Annotated in this window: 19 protein-coding genes; 2 read left to right on the forward strand and 17 right to left on the reverse strand. The window is 57.0% G+C overall.

Annotation, left to right across the window (positions count from 1 at the left end; genetic code table 11):
• Positions 1 to 93 precede the first annotated feature (93 nt).
• The 16 genes from ACMXD4_RS20115 to ACMXD4_RS20190 all read right to left on the reverse strand — a co-directional run bounded on the left by ACMXD4_RS20115 (position 94) and on the right by ACMXD4_RS20190 (position 19,326).
• Positions 94 to 1,785 (reverse strand): hypothetical protein, encoded by a 1,692-nt coding sequence (locus ACMXD4_RS20115; protein WP_171697455.1) that lies wholly within the window; start codon positions 1,783 to 1,785, stop codon positions 94 to 96.
• 13 nt (positions 1,786 to 1,798) lie between these two features.
• Complete coding sequence (locus tag ACMXD4_RS20120) at positions 1,799 to 2,701, reverse strand: hypothetical protein (protein ID WP_171697454.1); 903 nt, start codon at positions 2,699 to 2,701, stop codon at positions 1,799 to 1,801.
• A gap of 291 nt (positions 2,702 to 2,992) precedes the next feature.
• A complete protein-coding gene (locus tag ACMXD4_RS20125; RefSeq protein WP_415879187.1) occupies positions 2,993 to 5,419 on the reverse strand; it encodes a phage tail protein in 2,427 nt (808 codons plus the stop codon).
• 9 nt (positions 5,420 to 5,428) lie between these two features.
• The gene (locus ACMXD4_RS20130) at positions 5,429 to 7,600 is read right to left on the reverse strand and encodes a putative baseplate assembly protein (protein ID WP_415879188.1); all 2,172 of its coding nucleotides are present in this window, start codon (positions 7,598 to 7,600) and stop codon (positions 5,429 to 5,431) included.
• Positions 7,601 to 7,619: 19 nt separating this feature from the next.
• The gene (locus ACMXD4_RS20135; RefSeq protein ID WP_415879189.1) at positions 7,620 to 8,015 is read right to left on the reverse strand and encodes a GPW/gp25 family protein; all 396 of its coding nucleotides are present in this window, start codon (positions 8,013 to 8,015) and stop codon (positions 7,620 to 7,622) included.
• Between the two features lie 2 nt (positions 8,016 to 8,017).
• The gene (locus ACMXD4_RS20140; RefSeq protein ID WP_415879190.1) at positions 8,018 to 9,682 is read right to left on the reverse strand and encodes a hypothetical protein; all 1,665 of its coding nucleotides are present in this window, start codon (positions 9,680 to 9,682) and stop codon (positions 8,018 to 8,020) included.
• Between the two features lie 6 nt (positions 9,683 to 9,688).
• Positions 9,689 to 10,330, reverse strand: coding sequence for a phage baseplate assembly protein V (locus ACMXD4_RS20145; RefSeq protein ID WP_415879191.1), 642 nt, complete (start codon positions 10,328 to 10,330; stop codon positions 9,689 to 9,691).
• Positions 10,327 to 11,373 carry a phage late control D family protein gene (locus ACMXD4_RS20150; RefSeq protein ID WP_415879192.1) on the reverse strand — a complete coding sequence of 349 codons (1,047 nt, stop codon included), beginning with the start codon at positions 11,371 to 11,373 and terminating at the stop codon, positions 10,327 to 10,329. The genes ACMXD4_RS20145 and ACMXD4_RS20150 overlap by 4 nt, the downstream gene beginning before the upstream one ends.
• A gap of 409 nt (positions 11,374 to 11,782) precedes the next feature.
• A complete protein-coding gene (locus ACMXD4_RS20155; RefSeq protein WP_171697448.1) occupies positions 11,783 to 11,950 on the reverse strand; it encodes a hypothetical protein in 168 nt (55 codons plus the stop codon).
• Positions 11,951 to 11,963: 13 nt separating this feature from the next.
• Positions 11,964 to 13,223 (reverse strand): hypothetical protein, encoded by a 1,260-nt coding sequence (locus tag ACMXD4_RS20160; protein ID WP_319962375.1) that lies wholly within the window; start codon positions 13,221 to 13,223, stop codon positions 11,964 to 11,966.
• Positions 13,220 to 13,732, reverse strand: coding sequence for a phage tail protein (locus tag ACMXD4_RS20165; RefSeq protein WP_192376405.1), 513 nt, complete (start codon positions 13,730 to 13,732; stop codon positions 13,220 to 13,222). Before ACMXD4_RS20165 ends, ACMXD4_RS20160 begins: the two co-directional genes overlap by 4 nt.
• Positions 13,725 to 15,224: a hypothetical protein gene (locus ACMXD4_RS20170; RefSeq protein ID WP_415879193.1), complete on the reverse strand. Its 1,500-nt coding sequence runs from the start codon at positions 15,222 to 15,224 to the stop codon at positions 13,725 to 13,727. The genes ACMXD4_RS20165 and ACMXD4_RS20170 overlap by 8 nt, the downstream gene beginning before the upstream one ends.
• A 15-nt stretch (positions 15,225 to 15,239) precedes the next feature.
• Positions 15,240 to 15,701 (reverse strand): phage tail protein, encoded by a 462-nt coding sequence (locus tag ACMXD4_RS20175; protein ID WP_033157779.1) that lies wholly within the window; start codon positions 15,699 to 15,701, stop codon positions 15,240 to 15,242.
• A gap of 21 nt (positions 15,702 to 15,722) precedes the next feature.
• Positions 15,723 to 17,903 (reverse strand): phage tail sheath family protein, encoded by a 2,181-nt coding sequence (locus ACMXD4_RS20180; protein WP_415879194.1) that lies wholly within the window; start codon positions 17,901 to 17,903, stop codon positions 15,723 to 15,725.
• 62 nt (positions 17,904 to 17,965) lie between these two features.
• Positions 17,966 to 18,742 carry a hypothetical protein gene (locus tag ACMXD4_RS20185; protein WP_415879195.1) on the reverse strand — a complete coding sequence of 259 codons (777 nt, stop codon included), beginning with the start codon at positions 18,740 to 18,742 and terminating at the stop codon, positions 17,966 to 17,968.
• Complete coding sequence (locus ACMXD4_RS20190) at positions 18,739 to 19,326, reverse strand: DUF4255 domain-containing protein (protein ID WP_171697442.1); 588 nt, start codon at positions 19,324 to 19,326, stop codon at positions 18,739 to 18,741. The genes ACMXD4_RS20185 and ACMXD4_RS20190 overlap by 4 nt, the downstream gene beginning before the upstream one ends.
• Before the next feature lie 351 nt (positions 19,327 to 19,677).
• On the opposite strand from ACMXD4_RS20190, the gene ACMXD4_RS20195 reads away from it, so the two are divergent.
• Positions 19,678 to 20,142, forward strand: coding sequence for a hypothetical protein (locus tag ACMXD4_RS20195; RefSeq protein WP_415879196.1), 465 nt, complete (start codon positions 19,678 to 19,680; stop codon positions 20,140 to 20,142).
• A 356-nt stretch (positions 20,143 to 20,498) separates the two neighbouring features.
• Here ACMXD4_RS20195 and ACMXD4_RS20200 read toward each other — a convergent pair whose 3' ends face one another.
• Positions 20,499 to 21,533 carry an STAS-like domain-containing protein gene (locus ACMXD4_RS20200; protein WP_415879197.1) on the reverse strand — a complete coding sequence of 345 codons (1,035 nt, stop codon included), beginning with the start codon at positions 21,531 to 21,533 and terminating at the stop codon, positions 20,499 to 20,501.
• Positions 21,534 to 22,027: 494 nt separating this feature from the next.
• Between ACMXD4_RS20200 and ACMXD4_RS20205 the strand changes: the two genes are divergently transcribed.
• Positions 22,028 to 22,324, forward strand: a complete 297-nt coding sequence (locus ACMXD4_RS20205; RefSeq protein ID WP_171697439.1) for a hypothetical protein — start codon at positions 22,028 to 22,030, stop codon at positions 22,322 to 22,324.
• The last annotated feature ends 3 nt before the right edge of the window (positions 22,325 to 22,327 follow it).

Genomic DNA, 22,327 nt, shown 5'->3' on the forward strand with positions numbered 1-22,327 from the left:
CCCCTCTCCCTCCGGGAGAGGGCTAGGGTGAGGGGATATAAAACCGCCAATTTCCAAGTCCTCTTCAAAATATTGCAAAGTAACTAACCCCCATCACGGCAACAACACCGTCCATTGCCCGATTAAGCCGTTATCCAAACCCAAGGCCCCGCCGCCAGCAACAACCAATTCGCTGGTCGATTGGTTAGCCGGTTTGGCGCGCAGGGCGGCCAAAAATGCTTCAAGATTGTTGGCGACGGCCAGTTGTTGCAGGGTTTGCCAGATTACCGCGTCGTATTGGCGCTCCACCAATAGCAAGATGCGTTGGCTGGTGGCGACCAATGCCGACTCACTGAAAGACTCCACCAAAGTGGCTAATGCCGCACGGCCAGCATCGTCGGTCGGAGCCCGCAGCTCGGCCAGCATCGGGTAATTCACCCGTTTCAAGAACACGTTGTCCTCGTCGTCGATCAAGCCACCGCCGTCGGCCGGACCACCCACCACTTCGGGCGGTGTCGGCAAGGACGTACCTAGCGCTAACACGATACCGCTGATCGAAGTCTCCGCCGCGCGACTGGGCCGGCGTACGTACAACGGCGCGTTGCTGCCGAAGCGGTCCCAGATGGCTTGCCAAGCGGCCTGGTCTGTATCCAGTGCATGTACCGGCCTGACCGGATATAGCTTGAGGCGCAGCAAATCCAGTTGCGGCAGCAGGCGTTTATTCGGATCGAAATTGCGCTCCAGTTGCGCGGCATAATGGCCGTAATCCAGATTGGACAAAGGCACCAGTACGACGATGTCCACCGGCTCGCCGTTGCTTAAATCAATAGGCGGCAAAGCCAGGGATTCGGCGCGAATCTGTTCCACGTCCGATTGCCGTAAAGGCGCGATAGCAACCTGGTAGTTTTCCGGAAAATAACCTTGCCGACCGTTGACCGGATCGACCGCTTCCTTGGGCAGAGTGCCGACCGGCGGTAGCAAGGAAAAATAATCGCTGGCATGAAAATCGCCGGTCAAACCGCCGCTGCGGCGATTGCTCAGAATATCGGCTAATAAGGCTTCGTACTGCCGCGACAAGTCGCTTTGCAACGAGTCTATGCCCGGCTCGGCGCGCAAAGGATGGCGCAGCAATTGCGCATCCAGCCATTGCGGCGCGCCTTCTTGAATCGCCACCAAACCCAGTGCCACCGCGTCTTCCGGCAATAAGCCGTGCAATTGATCCTCGCCGAGCAACTCCCTCATCAAACGTGCCCGAATTTGCAAAGGGCTTTGTTGCGGCAGCGGAATCGGCAAAGGCACCAGGCCCATTTGCACCGACTCGGTAATCATCGCGTACTGAAAGCCGCGTTTGGCGCTCAAATCTTTCGGAAACACTTCAGCAATGTCGGTGCCGACATCGACATAACGCAACACGACCGCGTACAAACCCCGATTTAAATTGGAGAAATTGCCGTCGTTCAGGCCGCTGATCAAGGCCCGGTCGCGCAAATTGACGATGAGCCGGCTGCCCAGCTCCAGCACCCGGCCGGCCGGCGTCATCGCCAACCCCGGTTCCAGCGTCAGCAAGCCGGTGAAGCGGTCGAAGCTCAAGGCCAAACCGGCGACGATGCCGCTGCCCAGCACCCGGCCCAGCTCGCGCAAGCGCTGATCCAGATAGATTTGATCGCGGGTCAGGTCTTCCGCGGTCAGCAAGCGGCCATCAAAATAGTGGCTACGAGTCAGACGCGGGTCGATGTCGGCAACTTGATCCAGCGCCAGCCCGGCGGCAATCGGATTACCGAGAGGTTGAAATAAAATTTCGCTCATAGTCCCTCCATGATCAGGGCTGGCGCGCCAGCCAGGCCAATTGGCTGGCGGTGGCCAGGAACGGCCGCACCAAGTTGTTGATCGAGATTAATTGCGGGTTGACCAAAATGGCGTTGATGTCGGCGACGCTGATGCTGATCCTGGCCAGCAACAAACGGGCGCCCTCCTCCAGTTCGTCATTCAATTGCTGCGGATTAACCCCACTACTGTCCAGCGCATGCAGCAAACGGGCATGCAGTGCCAGTTGAGCGCCGGCTTCGGCATTATCGGTTTGCACTTGCTGCAACCAGGCTTGTTCTGCGACCGACAAGGCCGGCATCGCCGCAGGCAAAGCTTGATGGCAGGCCCAGGGTTGGTAGGCATCGTCGCCCGCAGGTTCCGGTAATTCCGGAATCAATTCCAGACGCACGCTGTCAGCGGTACGGCTGGGTTGCACCGCATCGGTACTGAGATTGAGTTTGCGCGCCAGCACCGGCTGCATTGCCACCGGGCAATCTTTTTGCCGCACGCAGATTTTCAGCCAAAGCAGATTATCGGCGTCGCTGTATCCTTCGCGCAGATAGCTCTCGGTTTGCGCGGCCAGCCAGTCGCCGAGATTGATGCAGTAGGGTTCGTGAATCAGCACTTCGCGGCCCAGACCGTCGATGCCGATGCCGGGACTAACCAGCAAGCGCACGGTTAGATTGTCGGAGTTGTTGGGATGCGTGGCCGGCGCCATGCTCACCGCCATGCCCGCTAGCGTGCCGTAACCTTGCAGCCAGTATTGATGGCGGGTCAGGCGGCGGCGATGGTAGGCCTGCTCGTCGCGGGTTGCTTCCAGACCCAGCATCATTCCAGCCTCGTAAGCCACGCGGCGCAGGGGCTCGTCTAACGTGGCGTCCTGTTCCAGCGTAGTGAAATCATCTAGGGTATCCATGCGGCCTCCGTGTGTGGTGCCCAATAGGAAATGCCAAAATCTCGGAATCCGGCAGCATAAATCCCATCGCCCTCCGGGAGAGGATAGGGTGAGAGGCTAAAAACAGCTGGATCACATTGCTCGAGCCCCCTCACCCCAACCCTCTCCCGCGAGGAGAGGGAGCTTCTTCCCCAGCCTCTGACAGGAACCGGAATCCGCCAAGCCGGTTGCGCCGAACCAGTCGAAGGACTCAGCCCAAAGGAGATCAACGTGATAGACAGGACCGGGTTGTTAACCACCCCAGGAAAACCGCTAAGCCTGTGCATTGATGTCCTCCGGTGAAAATGCCGCCGGGTTTTTCAAAACTCCTTCGCGGCCCAGATAAGTGTCGTCCAGCGTGACGCGGCGGAACGGCGGCGCGGTTTCGATGAAGGTATCCATGCCCAGCAGCGGCGCGATACCCAGCACAAAGGGATGTTCGGTTTCGATGATCCGGTATTGCAGGTGCGCCGGCAGTTGCTCCGTCAAAATGTCTTCGACGGCAGTGCGCAAACTCACCGCCCGCCCGTGCAGCAAGATACTGACCTGGTGCGCGTATTCTTCAAAAAACGCTTTGACCTGGGCCGCTTCGTCAACTGTCGCCAGCTCCGGGGCGAACAGTGCCAGAAATTGCCGGGCATCGCTTTCCGACAGAATCAGGCTGTCGCCGATGATGCTGTTACCGCTCATGCCGGTGCCCAAAGTTAACGGGTGATCGCCGTCGTCCATGTCTATGCCCAAGATCGTCGCCATGGTCCGCCGCAAGCGGAAATTCTCTAAAACCACGATTTCGCCGCGCTGCACACCGCCGTCGCTGACGATGTCCAAAGCTAAATTTAACCCCGCCAACGTGCCTTTGTATTGTTGAATCAAAGTCAAGTCCCGTAGCCAGCGCCGCTGCCGGGCTTCCGGCCAGTGGCTCGGCAGCTGACCACCTACGGCCTCGGCCAGCCAAGGCAGATTAGCGGCAGGCGTTGCTTCGGGCGCCAGCAATTGCTCGCTGGCGGCAATCCGGCCTTCCAGCGGGGTCAATACCCCTTCGAAGGCTGCCAGCAAACGCTCTCGCACATCGGCGCCATTGGCCGGACCGACGGCTTGGGCCGGGTCGTAACTGAGCTCCTGCCGGTAAAATTCCGGAAAATAGGCTTCCTGGTAGGAAAAGCGCGGGTAATACACCCTGATGGCGTGCAAAGCCGGACTTTGCCGGCCGTCACCGCGCAAAGTCACTTGGATTTGCAGATAGCGCCCGCGCAACTGCCGCACCCGACCGGAAGGCTGTTGCAACAAAATCTCGAACAAACCGCTAGTGCCGGCTTGCTGGCCGGCCAGGCTGGCCGCGAACGGCAATTCGGACGGCAACGGGTTCCACAACGGCGCGGGCTGGTCGATAGGCTTGGGCCGGACCGCCTGCCGGCTAGCAAATACCCGCACCGCAATCTGAATGTCGCAGCCCGGCGGGATGCAGGCATCCAAATACAGCCGGTGCCATTGCGTATCGACTTGGCCGGAATCCAGTTCGTGCAACAAGGCCGTGCCTTCCAGAAAAAACTGCGGGCGGCGCAAGGCATGCAACTCTCTGGGGCGCGGAGCTATCGCGGGAAAATCCGCATCGGCCTCGGCTTGATAACGCAACTGGCCGTCGGCGCTGCTGACAAAACGCGGCACGGCTTGCGACAACATTGGATAACGCTCGTACAGCAAGCGGGCCTGACCGGTGTTGGTTGCGCTATCCCAATGCAGCGTCAATACCGGGCAATCGCGTTGCGTGAAACTCAGATCATCCGCAGCACGCGGCACCAAAGCCGCCAGCCGGCCGCTGTCGGGTAAAGCCGAATCGGCAGCCAGCGCCAGATCGATAGCAAACGGCAACTCGGCCGGACAGGCGTAGGTTTTGAATGGCGCATCGACCAATGCCGATAAAGGCCGCGTCACTATGGCCTGCGCCCCCATACCGTCGTGGCACAAGATAAAAATCTGCTGCAAATCGCAACATAGCGCCAGCGCCTGCATACCCTCCGGCAAGGCTTGCTGCCAAATTCGGTTTAAGGGATGCGGATTGGCCTGCTCGGGTTCGAAGCGCACCGGTTGCGGCGTGTACGGCAAGGGCAATGGTTCACCGCTGCACAACATCAAACCGGAATTGCTAATCAACCAGATTCGCTGCTCGGCGTCTACACATGCCCTTAGCGGCATTTGCGACGCCGCGTCCTCACCCTCCGCATTGCCCCATGTACAAAAGGTTTGCCAACGCCGGGCCAGATGAAACAGCAGCAAACCATGCTGATTGTTGCCGTCGCTGAACGGCAAAGCCAATCTGCCGTCACCGGCCGGTTGCCCGAAGCCCGGTTTACCGCTGTGGGCAATCGCCGCGAACGCCATGTCGGTAAAGCGGCCCTGTGGCGCGACGACATCCTGCAATTCATTGTCCTGCAAGCTTAGATAACCACGGCCGCTGTTAAATTCGACACGCGCACCGTCAGCGCTCAAGCGACCAATCTGGTTAAAACTGTCCAAGGCCAGCGGCGCACTGTTCTGCCACGCCAGCAAAGCCGCCGCCGGATCGGCGGCTGGCAAGCGCAAGACCTGATTTTGCGCCAGCGTCAGCGCCTGCAAACCGGTATTCCAGCTCAAATGGCTGGAGCCTTGCTCGAAATCGGCCTGGCCTTTCAGTAAAAAATACGGGGTGTTGTTGACGTCCATCGCTCGCCCTCAACAAATGTCCGGTATCACCGGCACCGCGACACCCAAACTATCGTCCGGGGTTTGGCCTTCCAGCAAGCCGATGCCGTCCGGCAAGGTCGGCGTGCCGGAACCGCTGTCGGCGCGCACGCCCAGCAGCTCGGGCAACTGGAATTTAGTCAAGTTGACCGGCTCATCGGCGGGCAAACGTCGCCAACCCTGGCTACCGCGTTGAAACAGACTCAAGCTATTCACGGCCTGCACCCCGGCCACCCGCGCCGCCTGGGTCAATAATTCGTTGGCGCGCACCGCGCCGCCCAAAGGCCAACCCGCGCCGCGCGCGCCACCGGGCGCCAGCGGCCACAGGTATTCCAGCAGCGTCTGCTGCACGTCGCGCAGGGTTTGTTGCTCGGTTTCGATGTCGCGCACCTGCACTTTCACACTGACGGCAATCGGCACGAACTCCGGGCTTAACACATACAATTCGGTGCCGACCATGGTCCGCTGCAATAGATAGGCAAACACGTCTTTCAACAAGCCCTGGTTGGGCTTGGGCGTGTGGCCCAAAGCCGGTTCGGCCGGCGGCAGCACGAACACGCTGACCACGCCCGGCACGCCGTCGCGAGCCGCTCGGATACTGGCGCCGGGCAGAAAACCGACCAATACTTCGGCGCGGGCTACCGGATTGACGGGATTGGCTTCGGTGATGATTTTGAAATCTTGTTGCGTAACGGCCCGGTTGCGATGGGTCAGAAATTGCGGGATGCGCTTTTCCGCCTGCTCGACCGTTTCCGCATCAATGCCGCCGCTTAACGGCCATTCGTGACGCAGCTTGTAACGCGAACTGCCGTTCACCACTTCCTTGATGCTCCCGGCGGGCAGATTACCGGCGCTGCCGCCGCCAAATAAATAAGCCGCAATACGAATCCGGCTGCCCGACGGCGGCCGTCGCCCGGTCGTGCCGTCGCCGAAGTACACGTAACCGGACTGCGGATTGAGCCGATACACCCTGGCATCGGCGGCTTGACCGGCAAGAAAAGCCACCTGTTGCCAACGCACCCAGGCACCATTTTCCTCAACATCCAGTTGCAAGGTCGCCGCATCGATATTTTGATTGGGCAAGACCACCACCTGATCCGGCTGGCCGGTCCCCATGCCTACCAACAAATCCTGCTGCAACCCCTGGGCCAGCACATCGACGGCATTCAGCGCCAGGTAGCCCAGTTGTAAGTTGGGATGTTCCGGGCAACGCAAGCGCAACCAAAACGCCACCCGACCGGCTTCGACTTGATCGGCCAATTCCGGCGGCCTATCGCCGACACCGCTGAACATCGAATCGGTCGGTACAAACGCCTGAAACAGCGCCGGATTTTTGGGTAAGCGCAAGCGGACCACACCGGTTTGCCGGCCGCCTTTGGAGCTGTCGGCCAGCACATCCAAGGGTAGATAAATCGTTTCGCCGGCCTCGCCGGTGGAAACCAGCTCCCAAATTAGCTTGCGCGGATTCAGTTCGTTGATCGCGTCGCCGTCCAAATTGTCGGCGGGCGCGATGCCGATATTGAAGGCCACGCCGGCCAGATGGCTGCGCAGCAAGGCAATCTGGCCTTCCAGCTGCCGGGGGGCGATGCAGGCCAGGTAAAAGCTGCGATCCAGACTGCCGGTCAGATCCAGCACTTCCTTAACCGGCTGGAAGCGGCGCGGTTGAAACGGCTCGGGACGTTGGCCGTTGCGCAAACCGTACTGCTCCTGCAAGTCCTGTAAGGTCAAACCCAGCGCGGCCAGATCGGCAGCCTCCAACTTCTGTTTGATCAACACTTGTAAGCTCAGGCAGGTGGGTTGCAATTCGCCGACCGCCGTCAAAATCTGTTTACCGGCCCGCAACTGGCTGCCGTCCGCCAATAATGCCGCCGGCAACACGCGGGTGGGCCCGGCGTCAACGCTGACGATGCCCTTGGCCGGCCGGGCGGCGCGCACCGGAATTTGCAATAAATTTAAAAACACCCGGCGCTGGCGTTCCGGAATTAAGTTGGCGCGGTACAAAATGGTTTCGGTCAGCCAGGCGAACAAATCCACAAAGCTGTTGAGCGGGTCGCCGGGGGCAATCTGCGCCAGTTCCGGCAAATGGCTGGCCAGCCGGGCCTTGGCCTCGGCAACCAAATCCTCGAAGCGTCTGTCGTCTAAATTCGGTACCGGTAATGGCATAACGGCCTCTCTTGCAGCCTCAAGCCGGCAGGCTCAGGTTTAGCGTGAATCCCAGTTCCGCCGGGCGCTGACTGTTACGCAGCCGGTAGCGGATATTGATATGCACATCGGCGACGCTGGCCGGACTGGCCTGCACTTGCACTTCGTCGATTTCCACTCTAGGCTCCCAGGTCTCCAGCGATTTACGCACCACGCCGGCAATCAGATGGCGGGTGGTTTCGTTATTGGGTTGATGCACGAAGTTTAATAAACCGGCACCAAAAGTCGGGCGTTGCAAGCGTTCGCCGGGCCGAGTCAGCAGGATATTCAACATCACCTCGCGGATGCTCTGATCGTCGCGGGTCCAGCTCAGACGCCCGTCGGAGTCGATATTGCCCAGCGGCCAGCTGATAATCTCGGGTACCGGCGTGCGCATGCTTAATCTCCCTTGATTTTTGGAAACGGCAGGCAAATCCGTACCCACGGCAGCCAGAAAAACACGATATTCAGCAGCGAGATCATGATCATCAACAAGATCATCGCCACCAGCGTAATCACCGGCAAGCTGAACGAACAAATCCATTGAATTCCAAAGTCCGGGCCGGCAGTGTCTTTGACCGTGTCTTCGCTGGCGCCTTTGTTTAATTTCAGTTTGTTCATTAAATCGAAGGTATCAGCGGGCGTGATCATCGCCGCGCCCTTGGCCAGACCACGGCGCAGATCGGCCAGCGACGGCATCTGGATCAGCGCCGGCCGACTGGCGTCCGGATCGAAGGGCGCGGCGACCCGAAATTGTATGCTGCGGGTGTCGGCATTGGCCCATTGAATCTGTTCCTGGCCGAGCTGGTTTTTGGCGCGCACAAAGGCCACTATTTGATAAACATCGCCGGCATTTTGCGTGAATTTTGGCAAGGGGATTTCCTTGACCTTACTCAGCGCTTGGTCGTTGAGGCGTTGCCCCAACAGCACGCGGATTTCCTGGGCATCGGCGGCCAGCAGCAACAAAGTCAAACTCAGGTTGCCGACGCCATTGGCATTCGGCAAGGCCGGTAACGCCGCCAGTTTGTCCAGCCCGCCGACCGCGTCTATCGCTTGTTCTTGTTGAATCAACCAGCGCACCAACGGGTTATCGCCACCCATCGCAAAGCAGGCTTGCAGATAACTAAACAAGGTTTGTTGCCGATATGGCGTAAACAAGCCCAGGCTGGTTTCGGTATAGGCTTGGCCTTGCAAACCGGCCGGCAGTTTAGCTTCGTCGTATAGCCACAACTGCTGGCATTGGTTTTCCAGCGCGGTGTTCTCGGCAATGCCGGCTTCGCCGAGGTGATAGCGGTTGACCAATATTCTCAGCAATTCAAAAAAAGCTTTGCTGGGTAGGCCTTGCACCAACGGTTTGCTGTGTTCGCTTAGCCAGGTTAGATTCAACGGTTGCCGATAACCAAACGGCCAAGGCAACATCGCCGCCGCGACGTTGGCGGTTTGCGCTTGGTCGGCGGTATCGAAAGCCTGACTGGCATCACGCAGATAATAAAAACCACCCAGCGGCAAATAACCGAATAACAGCGTGTGGGTTTTACGCTTGGCATCGCTGGTTTTTAACACGTGTAAGGGATGCACTTCCTCGCCGCTATACGCCGCCTGATCGTCGCGTTTGTGCAGCACGCCGTTGGCGCACAGCCGGCGATGCAAATCCGGATCGCGCAATTCGGTGGGCGCGTCTTGCCACCCCAAGGCTTCGCCATCTTCCAGCATCCAGGCCTGCTCGCGGCCGCCGCTGAGCCGGCGAATTACGAAACCGGCCGAGCTGATTTTTTGCGGATCCAGCGCCGGCTCGCCGAAGCGGTCGCAAACCACTTCGCAACTGACGATATGAAACGCCCGATGCAGCGGTAGTCGTAAAACAGGCTGCTGGCCGTAGCGGCTATGACGCTCCTCCTGCTGCCAGGCGTTGAACTGCGGCAAATCGAACTGGCGGCGCTGCATATCCTGCTTGAAGCGGTTGATGAACTCCGCATCCAGATAACGATGCAAACCGCATTGCCCGTCCTCTTGATAAAACGGCGGTTTCAGTTTAATGGGATGCGGAGCTTGCTCGGTTTTCATAATCCCTTACCAAATGTTGCCGGCACCCGGCGTGTAAGAACTGCCCACCACTGAAGTGGCGATCACCGTATCGGCTTGCACCACCCCGCTGAATTTGGACATGCTGGCATTCACCGTCACCATGCTGGCGTTGATGGTCACTGTGCTGGCATTCACCGTAACGCTGCCGCTGCTGCGCACCGCAATGCCGGAGCTGTTGAGGGTGACGCTTTGGTCGGAGCGCTCGATGACAATTTCCCCGCCGCCGGCTTCGTCTATCGAAATCTTGTAACCCGAGCGAGTACGTAACTCCACTTTCGGGCCGCTACCGTCGTCGAAATCCAACACGGTTTCCTGCGGCGTACGGATCACGTAATGATCTTCCTGCGGATCGGCCTCTGCCGGCACGCTGCCGCTACCGGCCCAAACACTGCCCAGCACCAGCGGCATTTCCGGGGTGATGAAGGCCAGCACCACTATTTCTTCCAGGCGCGGCACAAAACTAGCGCCGTAACCCTGACCGGCTGATGGTGCGACGACGCTGGCCCATAATTCCATCTGCGTCGCCAGCAAGCGCACCTTGATGCGGCCACGGCTGTCCGGGTCCGCGTTATCAGTGACTTGCCCAAGTTGCAAACTGTGCAGATTACCCAAGGCGTGACTGTTCATGACTGCCACCCGCCTTTGTTGACTTTCAGGTGTGTCTCGAAACCGCTGTTGTTATCGAAGCGGTGCACGCAATGCACAATCTGGTAGCGGCCTTTCAGCCGAGGCGATACGCCGACCAACTCGATCTCGCGGCCGGGTTTTAGGCTGGCCTCGCCTTGGCAAACAATTTCACCGTGAATAAAACGTTTGGCTTGGCGTTTGAATGCGGCCTTGGCATAGGCTTCGGCTTCGCTGCTGGTGCCTGGAAAGGGCTGCGGGACGATTTCCGGGCCGGGCCAGCTCAGATTGCCTAAAGCCGCCGCCGCGCTGGCGCCGGTGGGCGCCGGCGTCATAGTGTCGGCCGTAAAATCCACCGGGTCGGCGCTCGCCAGGTTATAGCCGTTGACTTGGCTGCTGAGCGGTTGATGGTTTAAATCGGCGATCAAGCGCACTTTCAAGGCGCTGTCTTGGGCGCTAAGCTCGACGGGGTTGGTATCGGCCTCCTCGGCCTTGGCCCGTAGGGTATTGCCCTCCAAGCGCACGGCTATGTCAAAGCGATTGCCGATGCGCAACAGAAAGGCCAAATCACTTTCGTTGAGTTGATGCCAGGTGGCAGTGATGCCGGACATTGACGCATCGGTTTGCAGGCCCGCCTCGCCGGCGATGGCTTGCACTAGTTCGTCCGGGCTTTGATCTTCAAAGCTGCGGTTATGCCGACTGCGCGCCAATCTGTGCAGTTTATCTTGCAGCAGCAGCGCGATGTTGGGCGCGCCTTCGCCGTAGCTTTCTTCAATGGCGGTAATCTCGCCGCTGAACAGATTTTGCGGGGTGTCGCTGCCCATTTCGATTTCCACGCCGGCACCCAAGGCAATGTCGTTCAAAGTAAAGTCGGGATCTTGCCCACCTTCCGGCCTCCCCCAATTGGACAGCTGCAATTCGGCATGCGCGCAGCCGTGCAAGGGCAGATTGACCTGCATCGCCAGCAAGGCCTGTTGCAGGTCTTCGCGTTGTTCGCCGTCGATTTTGATCGTCGGGCGGGAACTGGTGAAGGCTGAATCGGGCATAGTGTTGTTCTTGTTTATTGTCGTTTAATTATTATGTGTCGCTATCGCGACGGTTTTTCTAATGTCGGTTCGCGGACCGACAACCGCGATACTTTCTTTTGCGTCGCCAAAAGAAAGTATCCAAAGAAAAGGCGACCCGGATGCCGCTTATTCCCTGCGCTCCGAAGCTTTTGAACGGGGTTGCCGAAAGGGGCTCCTGCCCCTTCGGCAACGCGCCGCATCCATGCGGCGCCCCTACGGGCGGATCCGTTCAAAAGCTCCGGTGCTCGGCGCGGCATACGGGAAGGAAACCCTTCCACTACACAAAGCCTCCTAAAACCCTTCGACACATCCCCTCTCCCTCCGGGAGAGGGCTAGGGTGAGGGTATATAAAACTTCATTACCAAATCTCTCACTCACCCACATCTATTCAATCAATCCTCAACCGCTCCTGCCGCTGCCTGATCAATTCCAGCATTTGCGTCAACTCGATTTCCGCCGGCGACAACGGCGTCTGCTGCGCGGCCGGTTGTTGCTCGGCGGCTTCGGTGACGCCGTCTTGCACGTCCAATATCACTTCGTCTATCAATACCGGCATTTGTAATTCCCACTCAATCGAAACCAACGCCACTGTCGGCGGCAGCTTTTAATAAACTGCTTACCGATACGCCACTGCTTTTGCGAGTCACAGTTGCCGAACCGGCTTGGTTAGCTGCGGCTGTTGATAAGGGTCTCCCACCGGTCGCCGCAGTTACCGCTTGTCCGTTTTGCACGCCACCAATCCAGGTTTGCGCAGTATCGAATCTTAGCGGCACACTGCCTGTCTGAATGTTGGCTGCATTCAAGCTGCCCTTTTTTCCAGCCGGGCTAAACGCGCCTTCAATGCCGGTACCTAGGCTGGCGGAATTGCCGAATTTAAACGCCGGACTGGCCGGCGGCACCGGTTTTTGCGCTGCCTTTACCGCACCGGCATTACCGCCAATGCTGCCGCCTGTGTTACCACCAACACTGACCGAAGCAGACAAGCTTGCCGAAACATTGGTACTGACTCCGCCACTGATATTGACGCCAGCACTCACCCCAAATCCTACGCCGCCGCTAATCCCCACCGAAGCACTCAGGCTCAGACTAGGCACAGCCACCACCGATAGCGACGGCATTCTGGGCGACTCTATGCCGTTAAACAGCGAGGTATCGCGCCAATTGCCCGCGCCTTCGCCACTAGTGCCCGGCACCGGCGCGGCCGTTTGCCCGGAACCGCCTTGCGGCCCGGCACCGGTGGAACTCAAGCTGGGCGTATTGCGGGCGGCTTGTTCGACAGCGCGGTTACGGAACTGGTAGCGGTCCTCGCTGAGCTTTAAGGACACTGTAGCCCGCAACGGCCGGCCTTCCGGGGAAAAGAAATCCAGAGTTTCGTCAAAGCTTTGCACCAAACCCAAAAACTCGAACGCGCCCCATTGAAACAAGCAGCGCTTAGGCGCTTTCATTTTTTTGCCGTCTTCTACCGGCTTGATAAAAGTATCGGCGATTTTTTTAGTCTCCAGCCGCACATCCGAACCCTGTTCGATGGTTTTCTTGGAACTGCTGTTGCTGCCGGCATTGCTGGCCGTCTGCCCGCTACCCTGGCCTGCGCCGCCGGGGGCTTCGATATACGTGGTGTCAAAAATCAACTCTATAGTCAGATTGGACGAGCTTTTATCGACAAACTGCGCCGAGCGGCTGTTGCCGTTGCGGGCGTTTTCTTTCAAGGTGTTGGACAGGCTGACTTTCAGGCTGGACGGGTTAAATTGCACATCGATGGCATTATCCAAATCAGGACTATCGTTGTCGCCGTTAACTGGAATTAGTTTGCCGCGTTCTATGGCGATCATGCCGTCCCCCTGCCTTGGGTGCTGGCCGGCGCCGGCCTTTGCAATTCCAAGCCTTGATGCACCAGCTGCAATTCTTCGATGGCTACCTGGCTGGCGGTGGCCGACAAATCCGGGCCTTTGAATTTGGTCGGCAACACCCCGCTAAGTTTCCAAACCAGCACGGCGTTATCGGTGACGTTGCCGCCGCTGACGCTGGGATTGCCGAACACGATAATCTCGCCGCTCAGCCGGTAGCCGTAGTTGGCCTGGCGGGTGGTAATGTCGAACCAGGACCATAAATCGTTGATGTCGGTGACGCCGCGTTTCAAAATAATCGGCGCGAATTTGGTCGGCCCGGATCGGTGATGTTCTCCCCAATTATGGCCGCCCTCGTTGATCACTTTGGGTTCCATCGTCGCTTCAAAACCAGTCACTTCGCTGAAATAACCGCTGCACAACAAGCTGCTCTGGTCGCTGTTGTACAGATTGACCTTGAAACGAAAGGCGACGAATTCGCTGACTTCAGCCATCGACCACCTCCGAGCGCCATTCGCCGTTCAGATTGGCAAAAGTCAAAAACAGCCTGTCTATCGGAAACGCCGGTGCCAGCATGATCTCGTAAAGCATCGCACCCTCTTGTGGCGTCGATTCGCGAATCGAAAACGCTTGCTCGGCGGACGCGCCGCGCAAGGCACCCTGGCTGTACAAGCGGCGGAAAAACTGTTCCAGCAGCAAACGCGGGCGGGGATCGCGGTAATCCAGATTAAAGATCAATTGCTCGCCCAAGGCCTGCAATTGCCGGCGCAAAAAGCCCAGAAAACGCATCACTTCCGCCGAACGAAACCCATCGTAACGCTGGCGGTCGAACGGATAATCGGCGACCGGCAAGGCCGGCACCACCAGGCGCTCGTCATCAAGGCTGAGCTGCGCGCCGCCGCTAACCGCGTTACGGTAGTTGAGCACGCTGATGCCGGGTTTATCGCGCAAGCCCATCGTTTGGGCGATTGACAAGCGCGGGTAAGGCAAAGCGTCGGTGTTTAAGGGCTTGGCCGCCATCGAGCGCCAAGGGCCGTCGCGACGCGCGACCGCAGCTTGTTGGCCGGCGATCAAACCCACCGGGCTATGCAAGGCAAAACGCGGCCCGCGCAAGTAGGGAAACAAAAACTGCACATAGCGCAACGCTTGCCCCATATCCGGATTGCCTTGATACCCAGCCAGTGCGCTCAACGCCGCCGGGTCGAGCACCGGGCTGTCCAACTCGCCGGAATACGCCAGCGGCAAGGTAAACAGACATTGCAGATCGGGCCGATGGCTGCTAATAAATTGCAGCATGCCGCGCAACACCTGCGGCAATTGCCAAGGCGGCGGCATATTGCTTAATTCGCTGCTGTACCGGCGTTCGCGGTGATCGTCATCGGTATTTTGCGTGCAAGGCAGAAACTGCGGGTCGTTGTTTTCCAGACGTACCCTGGGAATATCCGGCAGACGCGGCGGTATTTGCAGGCGTTCCAAATCGGGAAAACCGACTACGCCCAAAGCCGGAATCACCAACACACAGGCCAAGCCCTGGAGCGTCGTATTATCGTGCAATTGCGTGTTGTCGGCAGGCAGGAAACCGGCTTGCCCGGCGCTTTCGGGTATCCGCACCACCCAGAGTTTTTCGCCGCCGTTGGCAAAAAAATCGTCAACCGCAAGGCCCAGCCAGGCTTTATTACCAGCCAGCAGGCTGACATATTGGGTGGTGGCGCTAAGCGCATCCGGAAAAATGTCGTGAAACTCGGCGCTGGACTGCAAGGGTATCGGTAGATGGTAAAGCTCGCTGGAAGCGCCCAACAGCAAGTCATCGACTGTCTTACCGTATCCGACCGCGCGCATATCCGCCAGCGCCGCCGGCAATTGCAGCAGGCGCTCAAGCCTGACCCGGCCTGGGCAATGCCCAAGCATGGCCACTTCCAGCGCCGCGATCCGGCGTTCAACCGGCCGTGACGTCAGGGCGATGCGCGCTCCCGCTAGCCATTCCATCCGCTGTCGCTCCGGCTAGCTTTGGATGATGGTTTCGACCGAGAGCACCAGCTCTTCCATCGCCACGTCGCTGCCGCCCTTGGCGGTTAAGGTCGGCCCGGTCCATTTGATAGGCATGGCCCTGACCAGTTTCCAGGTGACCACGGCGCTGGCGCTGGTGGGATCTTCGTTTTTAAGCTTGATCACCACATCGCGCTTGGCGGTCACATCGCCGCCGCGAATTTGCTCCAGCCAACTGTAAATGTTGTCCGCACCGATCACGCCACGCTTCAACGTCACGTCGCCGGCCTTGTTGATGGCCGGGATCTTGCGCACGTAATTGACCGCGTCGTTGCCGTTACGGTATTCCGCCACCGTCACTTCCGCATTCAAACCGGACACTTCCGAAAAGCCGCCCTGCACTTCGCCTTCGCTGCCGTCGCCCAGGTTGACCAGATAATTGAACACCCCATAGGGTGTTTCGCGATATGTAGCCATGGTTTATCTCCAGTCCAGGGTTCAGGCGTCGGCGGTTTTTTGGCCGATACGGAAAATCACAAATTCGGCCGGCTTCAAGGCCGCCACGCCGATTTCGCAAACCAAGCGGCCATTGTCCAGATCGTTTTGGGTCATCGTGCTACGGTCGCAACGCACGAAATAAGCGGTTTTGGCGCTACCACCCAACAGTCGGCCGTTGACCCACTCGTTGTATAAAAAGCTTTCCACGGTCTGGCGAATGTTGTCCCACAAGCGCTCGCCGTTCGGTTCGAACACCGCCCATTGCGTGGATTTGTCGATAGAACGCTCCAGGTACAAAAAGTAGCGGCGAACGTTGACGTATTTCCATTCCGGATCGCTGGATAGGGTCCGACCGCCCCATACCCGATGCCCGCGTCCTGGAAACGAGCGCAAACAGTTGATGCCGTTGGGATTCAGCAATTCCTGCTGGAAGCGGTTGATTTCCTGAGCAAAGCGCAAAGCGCCGATCACCGGTTCGTTGGCGGGCGGCTTGTGCACGCCGCGTTGCACGTCGGTATTGGCGTAAACGCCGGCGATAAAGCCGGACGGTGGCACGGTGATAGTGCTGAGCAGGCCGCGCGGATCGGCGATAACCACCCAGGGGTAATAAAGCGCCAGTCTGGAATCGTCGAAGTTGGAACGAAACTCGCGCACTTCCGACAGCGCCATGCCGTCACGACTATCGACGATGCCGACCCGGTAGCGCATTTTTAGACAGTGTTTTTGCACCTCGGCGACGATGGCTTGATGATTAGTGGCGTCAGCCGCCGCTGCCGGAGTCATCACGATGGACACATCCTCGATATTTTCCAAGGCCACGAAACCGCTGCTGCCGTTGACCTCGTCTTCCACACCGCCGTATTGCACGGCGCCGGGCACGTTGCCGTCGCTGCCGCCGGACAGATTAATCAAATAACGCGGACCTTGAACCGACATGGGGCCTGGATTTAAGCCATTCGACTCGAACAGGCTGTACAAGGCTGCCACCACATCGGCGCCGCTGATACCGGGGCTGAGGGTGCAACTGACCGGACTGGTCAATTGGTCGTAACGCTTGTCCGGCGTCACGGGCATTACGGCGCTGAGACTGTTTTTTGCGTCGGGGGCGCTGGAAATATCGCCGTAACTGTAAATTACCGGGCCGTCGCGGCCGCCGGCATGCACGGCAATATCGAAATTGCGCTGCACCACTACAGCCCTTACCGTATTCGGTGCAGCAGCCAAAGCCGCCAGCGGCAGGGTAATGTCGGCATTGACGCCCACATTCAAACCGCCGCCGTCCACCACAAACTCGCTGCCGGCCGCATTTAACGTGCCGCGCAGCGCGGTTAAGGTGCCCCAATGCGCCGCGCCGGTATACACCGACAAGTTGGTTTCCGCGCTCAGGGTCAGCACCGCCGACGTGCCGTTAGCCAAGGACCCGTTACTGGGATTTTTCGCAAACACCCGGGTGTAGCTGACTGCAACGCCCGGACCGTTTACCAAGCCGGCCGTCATCAGTACGCCCTGACTGCCGTCGGCCTGGCCGTTGGGACGCAAGGCGGTACCGCCCGCCGCCACATCGTCGGCCGTATCCAGTTCGCAGCGGTTATTGACGATGACGAAATGATCGCCTTCGCGGCGCACCAGGGCGCGGACATTTAAAGGAAAGCGTTCGTCGGGGAATTGCGCGGCGATGCCCGCCGAGCGCACCGCATTGGTCAGGCCGGTGGCATTCAAAAACACCACTTCGCCTTCGGCGGGCGCTGAGGTGGCCTCGGTTTTTAACAGATTTTCGCTATCGCGCCACAGGAGTTCCAGCGTGAAATCGCCCATCGCTCCGGGAAAGCGGCTGCTGAAACTCAACACATTCGGCACGGACCGCGCTGATATGCCCGGCGCGTTTTGCGGAAAATTGCCGACCCGCGACACATAGAGCTGTTTGCCGCCGCCGTCGAAAAAGGCTTTCGCGGCAATCGCGGTATGGTTAAGTACCGATACGCCGGCCAGCGTAAGATTCTGGATGTCACCGTAGATGCGGGTGAATTCGCCAAAGCTAGTCACTACCTCGGGATTGCCCCGCAACGGCCCGAAACGGGTAGGACCGACCACCGCCGTGACGCTGGTCCCCACCCCTTCGATCGATTTGGCGCGAAAGCTAACTTCTTCTACAAACACACCCGGTGCAAGATATTCAGGCATGCTCCCCTCCTTAATTTTTATGTGGACCAGCGTTTAAAGGACGAACTCAACTCATGGATGACTCAATTGGGTTGAACGGCAAGATGATCCCGATTAAAGGACCGGATTAAACTCAAATCGCCCGGCACCAAGGTCAGGGCCAGTGCGGCGGCAAAACTGTTAGCGTTAATAGCGCCGAGCAACATCGGCTGCAAGTCGGCCGGGTCGACCGGTAGCGCAGCGCTGGCCGCAGCCGAGGCCGCAATGCTCAGTGTCGCGTTGTATTCGGTTACGCCTTCCGGCAAGGGCGGCAGGCGATGCATCGCGATAATGAAATCGCCATTGGCGTCGGCTTGGGCACGGCAGATCAAATTGCCGCCGACGCCCAGATTGACCGTCAGCGTCAGCAATGCCCAGACGGCCGGTGCATTACTGCCGGTAAACCTTAGCGTGCCGCGCAAACCACCGCCGCGGCCGAGCTTGGTACCGAAAGGGGTCGGATAAAGCACCAAGCTGTGCCCGGCGGCATTGCCGGCTTGAACTGCAAAACGGCGCGGGATATAGCGGCTTTGACTATCCGCCACCGAACCGGCGATGGTGTATGCCGCTTCAGCCGGGCGCAGCTTATCCGCCTCGCTGGGCGCGCCTTGCACCGTTTTGCCTGCCGAGCGCCGCCACAAGGCTGTTTTGCCTGGCGTGTGTAAAAATTGCAGATCGGCGGGGCGGGTATCGAGTTGCAACACAACGGCGTCACTGAGCCGCCGCATATCGGCTTGCTGCGGGGCGCTGCTGCCGTCCAGCCAATAGATCACGTCGCTGGCGTAGAGGATATTGGTTTCCAGAACCTTGACGGCTTTCATACCGTGCCTCCCGGAAATACCCGCGTCGAAACCGGCGGACCTTCCGTACGCGGCCGACGCAGCCGCAAGCGCACGGTGCGGGCGACATAGGGTACGGTGCTGGTGTAAGGCGATTTGAACACGTCCCAGATGCGCATCAAATCTTCAGTGCTCATCTCGTCCGGGGCGATATTCAGCACTTCCGCCTGGCCCCATTCGTCGTCGATGTCTTGAATATGCGAGATGTCGAGCTGACATTCGTTGGCGAGCTCGACCATGGCCCAACTCAAAAGATCGGCTTCGATGGTGGCGCTGGCAGCGTTGGCGATTAACAGGAAATGCAGATTGACCGGCAGTTCGGCTTGCGGGGCGTTTTGGTCGGAACCGCGCGGCGCAAAGGTGCGCTGCCGGCCGTGCGGATCGATGGTGATGCGATGCAGGTAAATACCCAGCAGATTGCCGGTGAGGATATTGGCAATATCGGCGCTACCCAGCAATTTTGCTTGGGCATTGGTGGGCTCGCTGCTCAGCTCGGCAGGTAATCTGCTGGTCAAGAACGATTCCAACGCCAACAGCGCGCCGGTCACTCCCCGGTACGAAGCCATTTCTCCTCCCCCACTTGAGCGGTAGCATAGCCTAGTACATAGGTCTACTGTACGCAAGTCGATTTTGTGAAGCTATCCGCCGATAAAAATCGAAAAAAGCGATCTACAGCAAACTGGCCGGCTAAATTCCGTGCCTCGATCAAATAATGGTATTAATTTTTAGCAGAGCTTTTGGAAATTGCTGGTGCAGAAGTCATTAAAATCGGATTAAAAATGGAACACCATTTGGAAAATGGTAAGAGCTGGAACCAAAAGTACACGACCAAAGCAGCAGGAATAAAACAACTATGCCGAGCACGGCAAACCGGGTGAAGATAATCCCCACTACAAACCATTAGCCCCAGCCGAACCATGATCTCAGTGAGCCTACAATTTTTACTAGCCATTCTGTACGCCAATCTGGGCGAATGGCTGCTGCACAAATTCATCTTGCATCGCTTTGGCAAACAGCCAGGCAGCATTTGGGCCTACCATTGGTATGAACACCATGCGATCTGCACTAAACACCAGATGCTGGATCCCGGCTATCGCCATTTGGACTTATCGACCTGGAATGCGCAAACCAAGGAGTTGGCGGTATTGGCCGCCATTGTCATGGTGCATCTGCCGCTATTTTGGTATTGGCCGATTTTCGTGATGGGTTTATACGGCTCGTTGACGCTTTATTACATTCTGCACCGCAAAGCCCATCTCAACCCTGACTGGGCTAAACAGCATTTACCCTGGCATTACCAACATCACACCAGACCAGGCTCCGGCAACTGGTGCGTCACCTGGCCGGGATTTGATTATCTGCTGGGCAGTAGACATAAATGATGCGCGCATACGCGGATAAAAAATTGCTCGCGGGTCTTAATGCTTGTGCTTGTGTTGGGTGACAAGCGGCCAATACCTGCCGGACGAGTTTGATTTTGGAACGGCAGCTTTATGTCATAACGAGCTTATTTTTGGGCAGAACTAACTAGGCGAGAAACACAAAACCGATCTACAAACCGACTGCGGCGGCGTTAGGTCAAGAAAACATACCCAAACCCAAGTATGCGCACGAAACAAACAATCCATGTTGAAAAGACACAGTAGCAATTATTGATGTGATTCTGAAATGCCCTAACCCAACGTCATTTCCGCTTAACTTGGGTAATAGTATCTGCTTGGCTTACGGGTTAATTGACTTATCTCGATGCAATAGCCCTAGAAACCATCTTTTCAACGTTGGGCTCCATGTTGTCGGGCAGTAATGTTATTTCTGGATGAGCTTGCGCATAGACACGGAAAATTTCATCGGCAAAAGCTTGGCCGATAGCCAATACACCCTCAAAGTCAAAAATAACGTAATGAAAGCGTTCTACCCGTGCCAGTAATCGTTTCGCTTGAGACCTGGATACAAGTTTTTCATTACCGTATTGGGCTAAGCGCACAGGAATGATGGTTTTGTTGAATTGAAACTCGTCTGGTCCAGCATAGTCGTCGAACACCGCTTGAATCTGGCGGGTTGAATCCCGCTTAATAAGCATATAGACCACCGTACCGTCTTTATCAAAAGAAATAGACGACTCGAGAATAACATCGAAATCGAATGTGTCGTCGTGACTAAACCTGATTCCACACGATTCGATTTCAAACTCGTCGAATACTCTCGATGTAAAGAAAATACCCTCGCCGGTATGATTCTCGGGATCGGTGGTCAGCTTGCCTTTGGACAACTCGAATAGGGCTTGTCGTTCGTCACTTAAATCGCACAGCCGTTTAATTTTCCTAAAAATACCTTCGCCGTCGTCAACGACAGCGATGACTATTTTTTCTTTGTCCCGTACAACGGATATATAAACTTGTTCTCCGCCCGAGTGGTCGATAACGTTATTGACCATTTCGGTAAAACCGTAATGGCATATGTCGACGATGTTTTCAGGCAAACCGTCAAATACGAAAGCGTAATAATCTCGCCAGACGCTGTCCTCTGCGAAGCCTTCGGTCAGAGGGAATAGAGACTTATAGTGTCTTAAGTCGCCAAGAAAATATCTTTTTCCTTTACCAGTGCCACTCGAGTTTAACCAGCCTTCGGTTTCTAAGCGTTTAATGTGGTTGTTAACTGCTTGTACGCTTATCGAGAAGATAGTTGCAATATGTTTTGCAATATCAATGGGATGATGCCTGACGTCCCTAATAATTTGGCGTCGAATTTGCTCACCGCGTTCTTTGTTGCTCATACTTTATCCTTTAAGAAAAACTTCTTTCTTAAAGGATAAATCTATTGTTCTTAAAGGACAAGAGCCCGATATAGACGGATGTCACGTTTTCTTGTTACCCAGCGAACGCCTGCTGCTTGCCAACCACCAGTCAACCAAACAATTTCTGTCAAATACGGCTTAAGGTCCAGGCTGTGTAAAAACGTCAAAAACCGGGGAGTCGCTATTTTTGTCGAAAGATTTTTTCGAGCGTCCCAGCAGGAAAAAAGATGAAATACCGGACAGGTATCGACCAATTCTGTTGAGCTCACATCAACCCGTGTCACAAGTTTGTCTCAAAGCGCAGGAACAACAAGAACACCGAGCGTGCTGTAAAGCGTCACGCCACTCCCTGCCATCGACTATTTTCTCGATGCTGTAGGCAGCATGTCGCTCAATCGTCATTTATTAAGTTTAACTTAAGGACCTGAGGAGATAGTAGCCGCCAACACAAACTGAAAACCGGAGAAATAATCATGAGACAGGCCACATCATTCGATGCCAATAATGCCCTTGCTCAAGTTAAGTACGCCATAAAAGATTTGATACACTCGGATTATGACGATAACGAAGACGATGTGATTTACACCGCCAATAAATTGAATGCTGTACTGCGTATGGTGCATGACAACCATCAGAGCTGGAACGATGAGGCGATTCGGGAATTTGTGATGCGCCAGCATGATCCATTGCGACATATCCCGGTTAAATCGGACAAACTCCATCACCGGGTGCGCCATATTCAGCAAGATATTATCGTTAAATTTTCCTGACTG

This window comes from Methylomonas sp. TEB (genome assembly GCF_047777895.1).
GTDB lineage: Bacteria > Pseudomonadota > Gammaproteobacteria > Methylococcales > Methylomonadaceae > Methylomonas.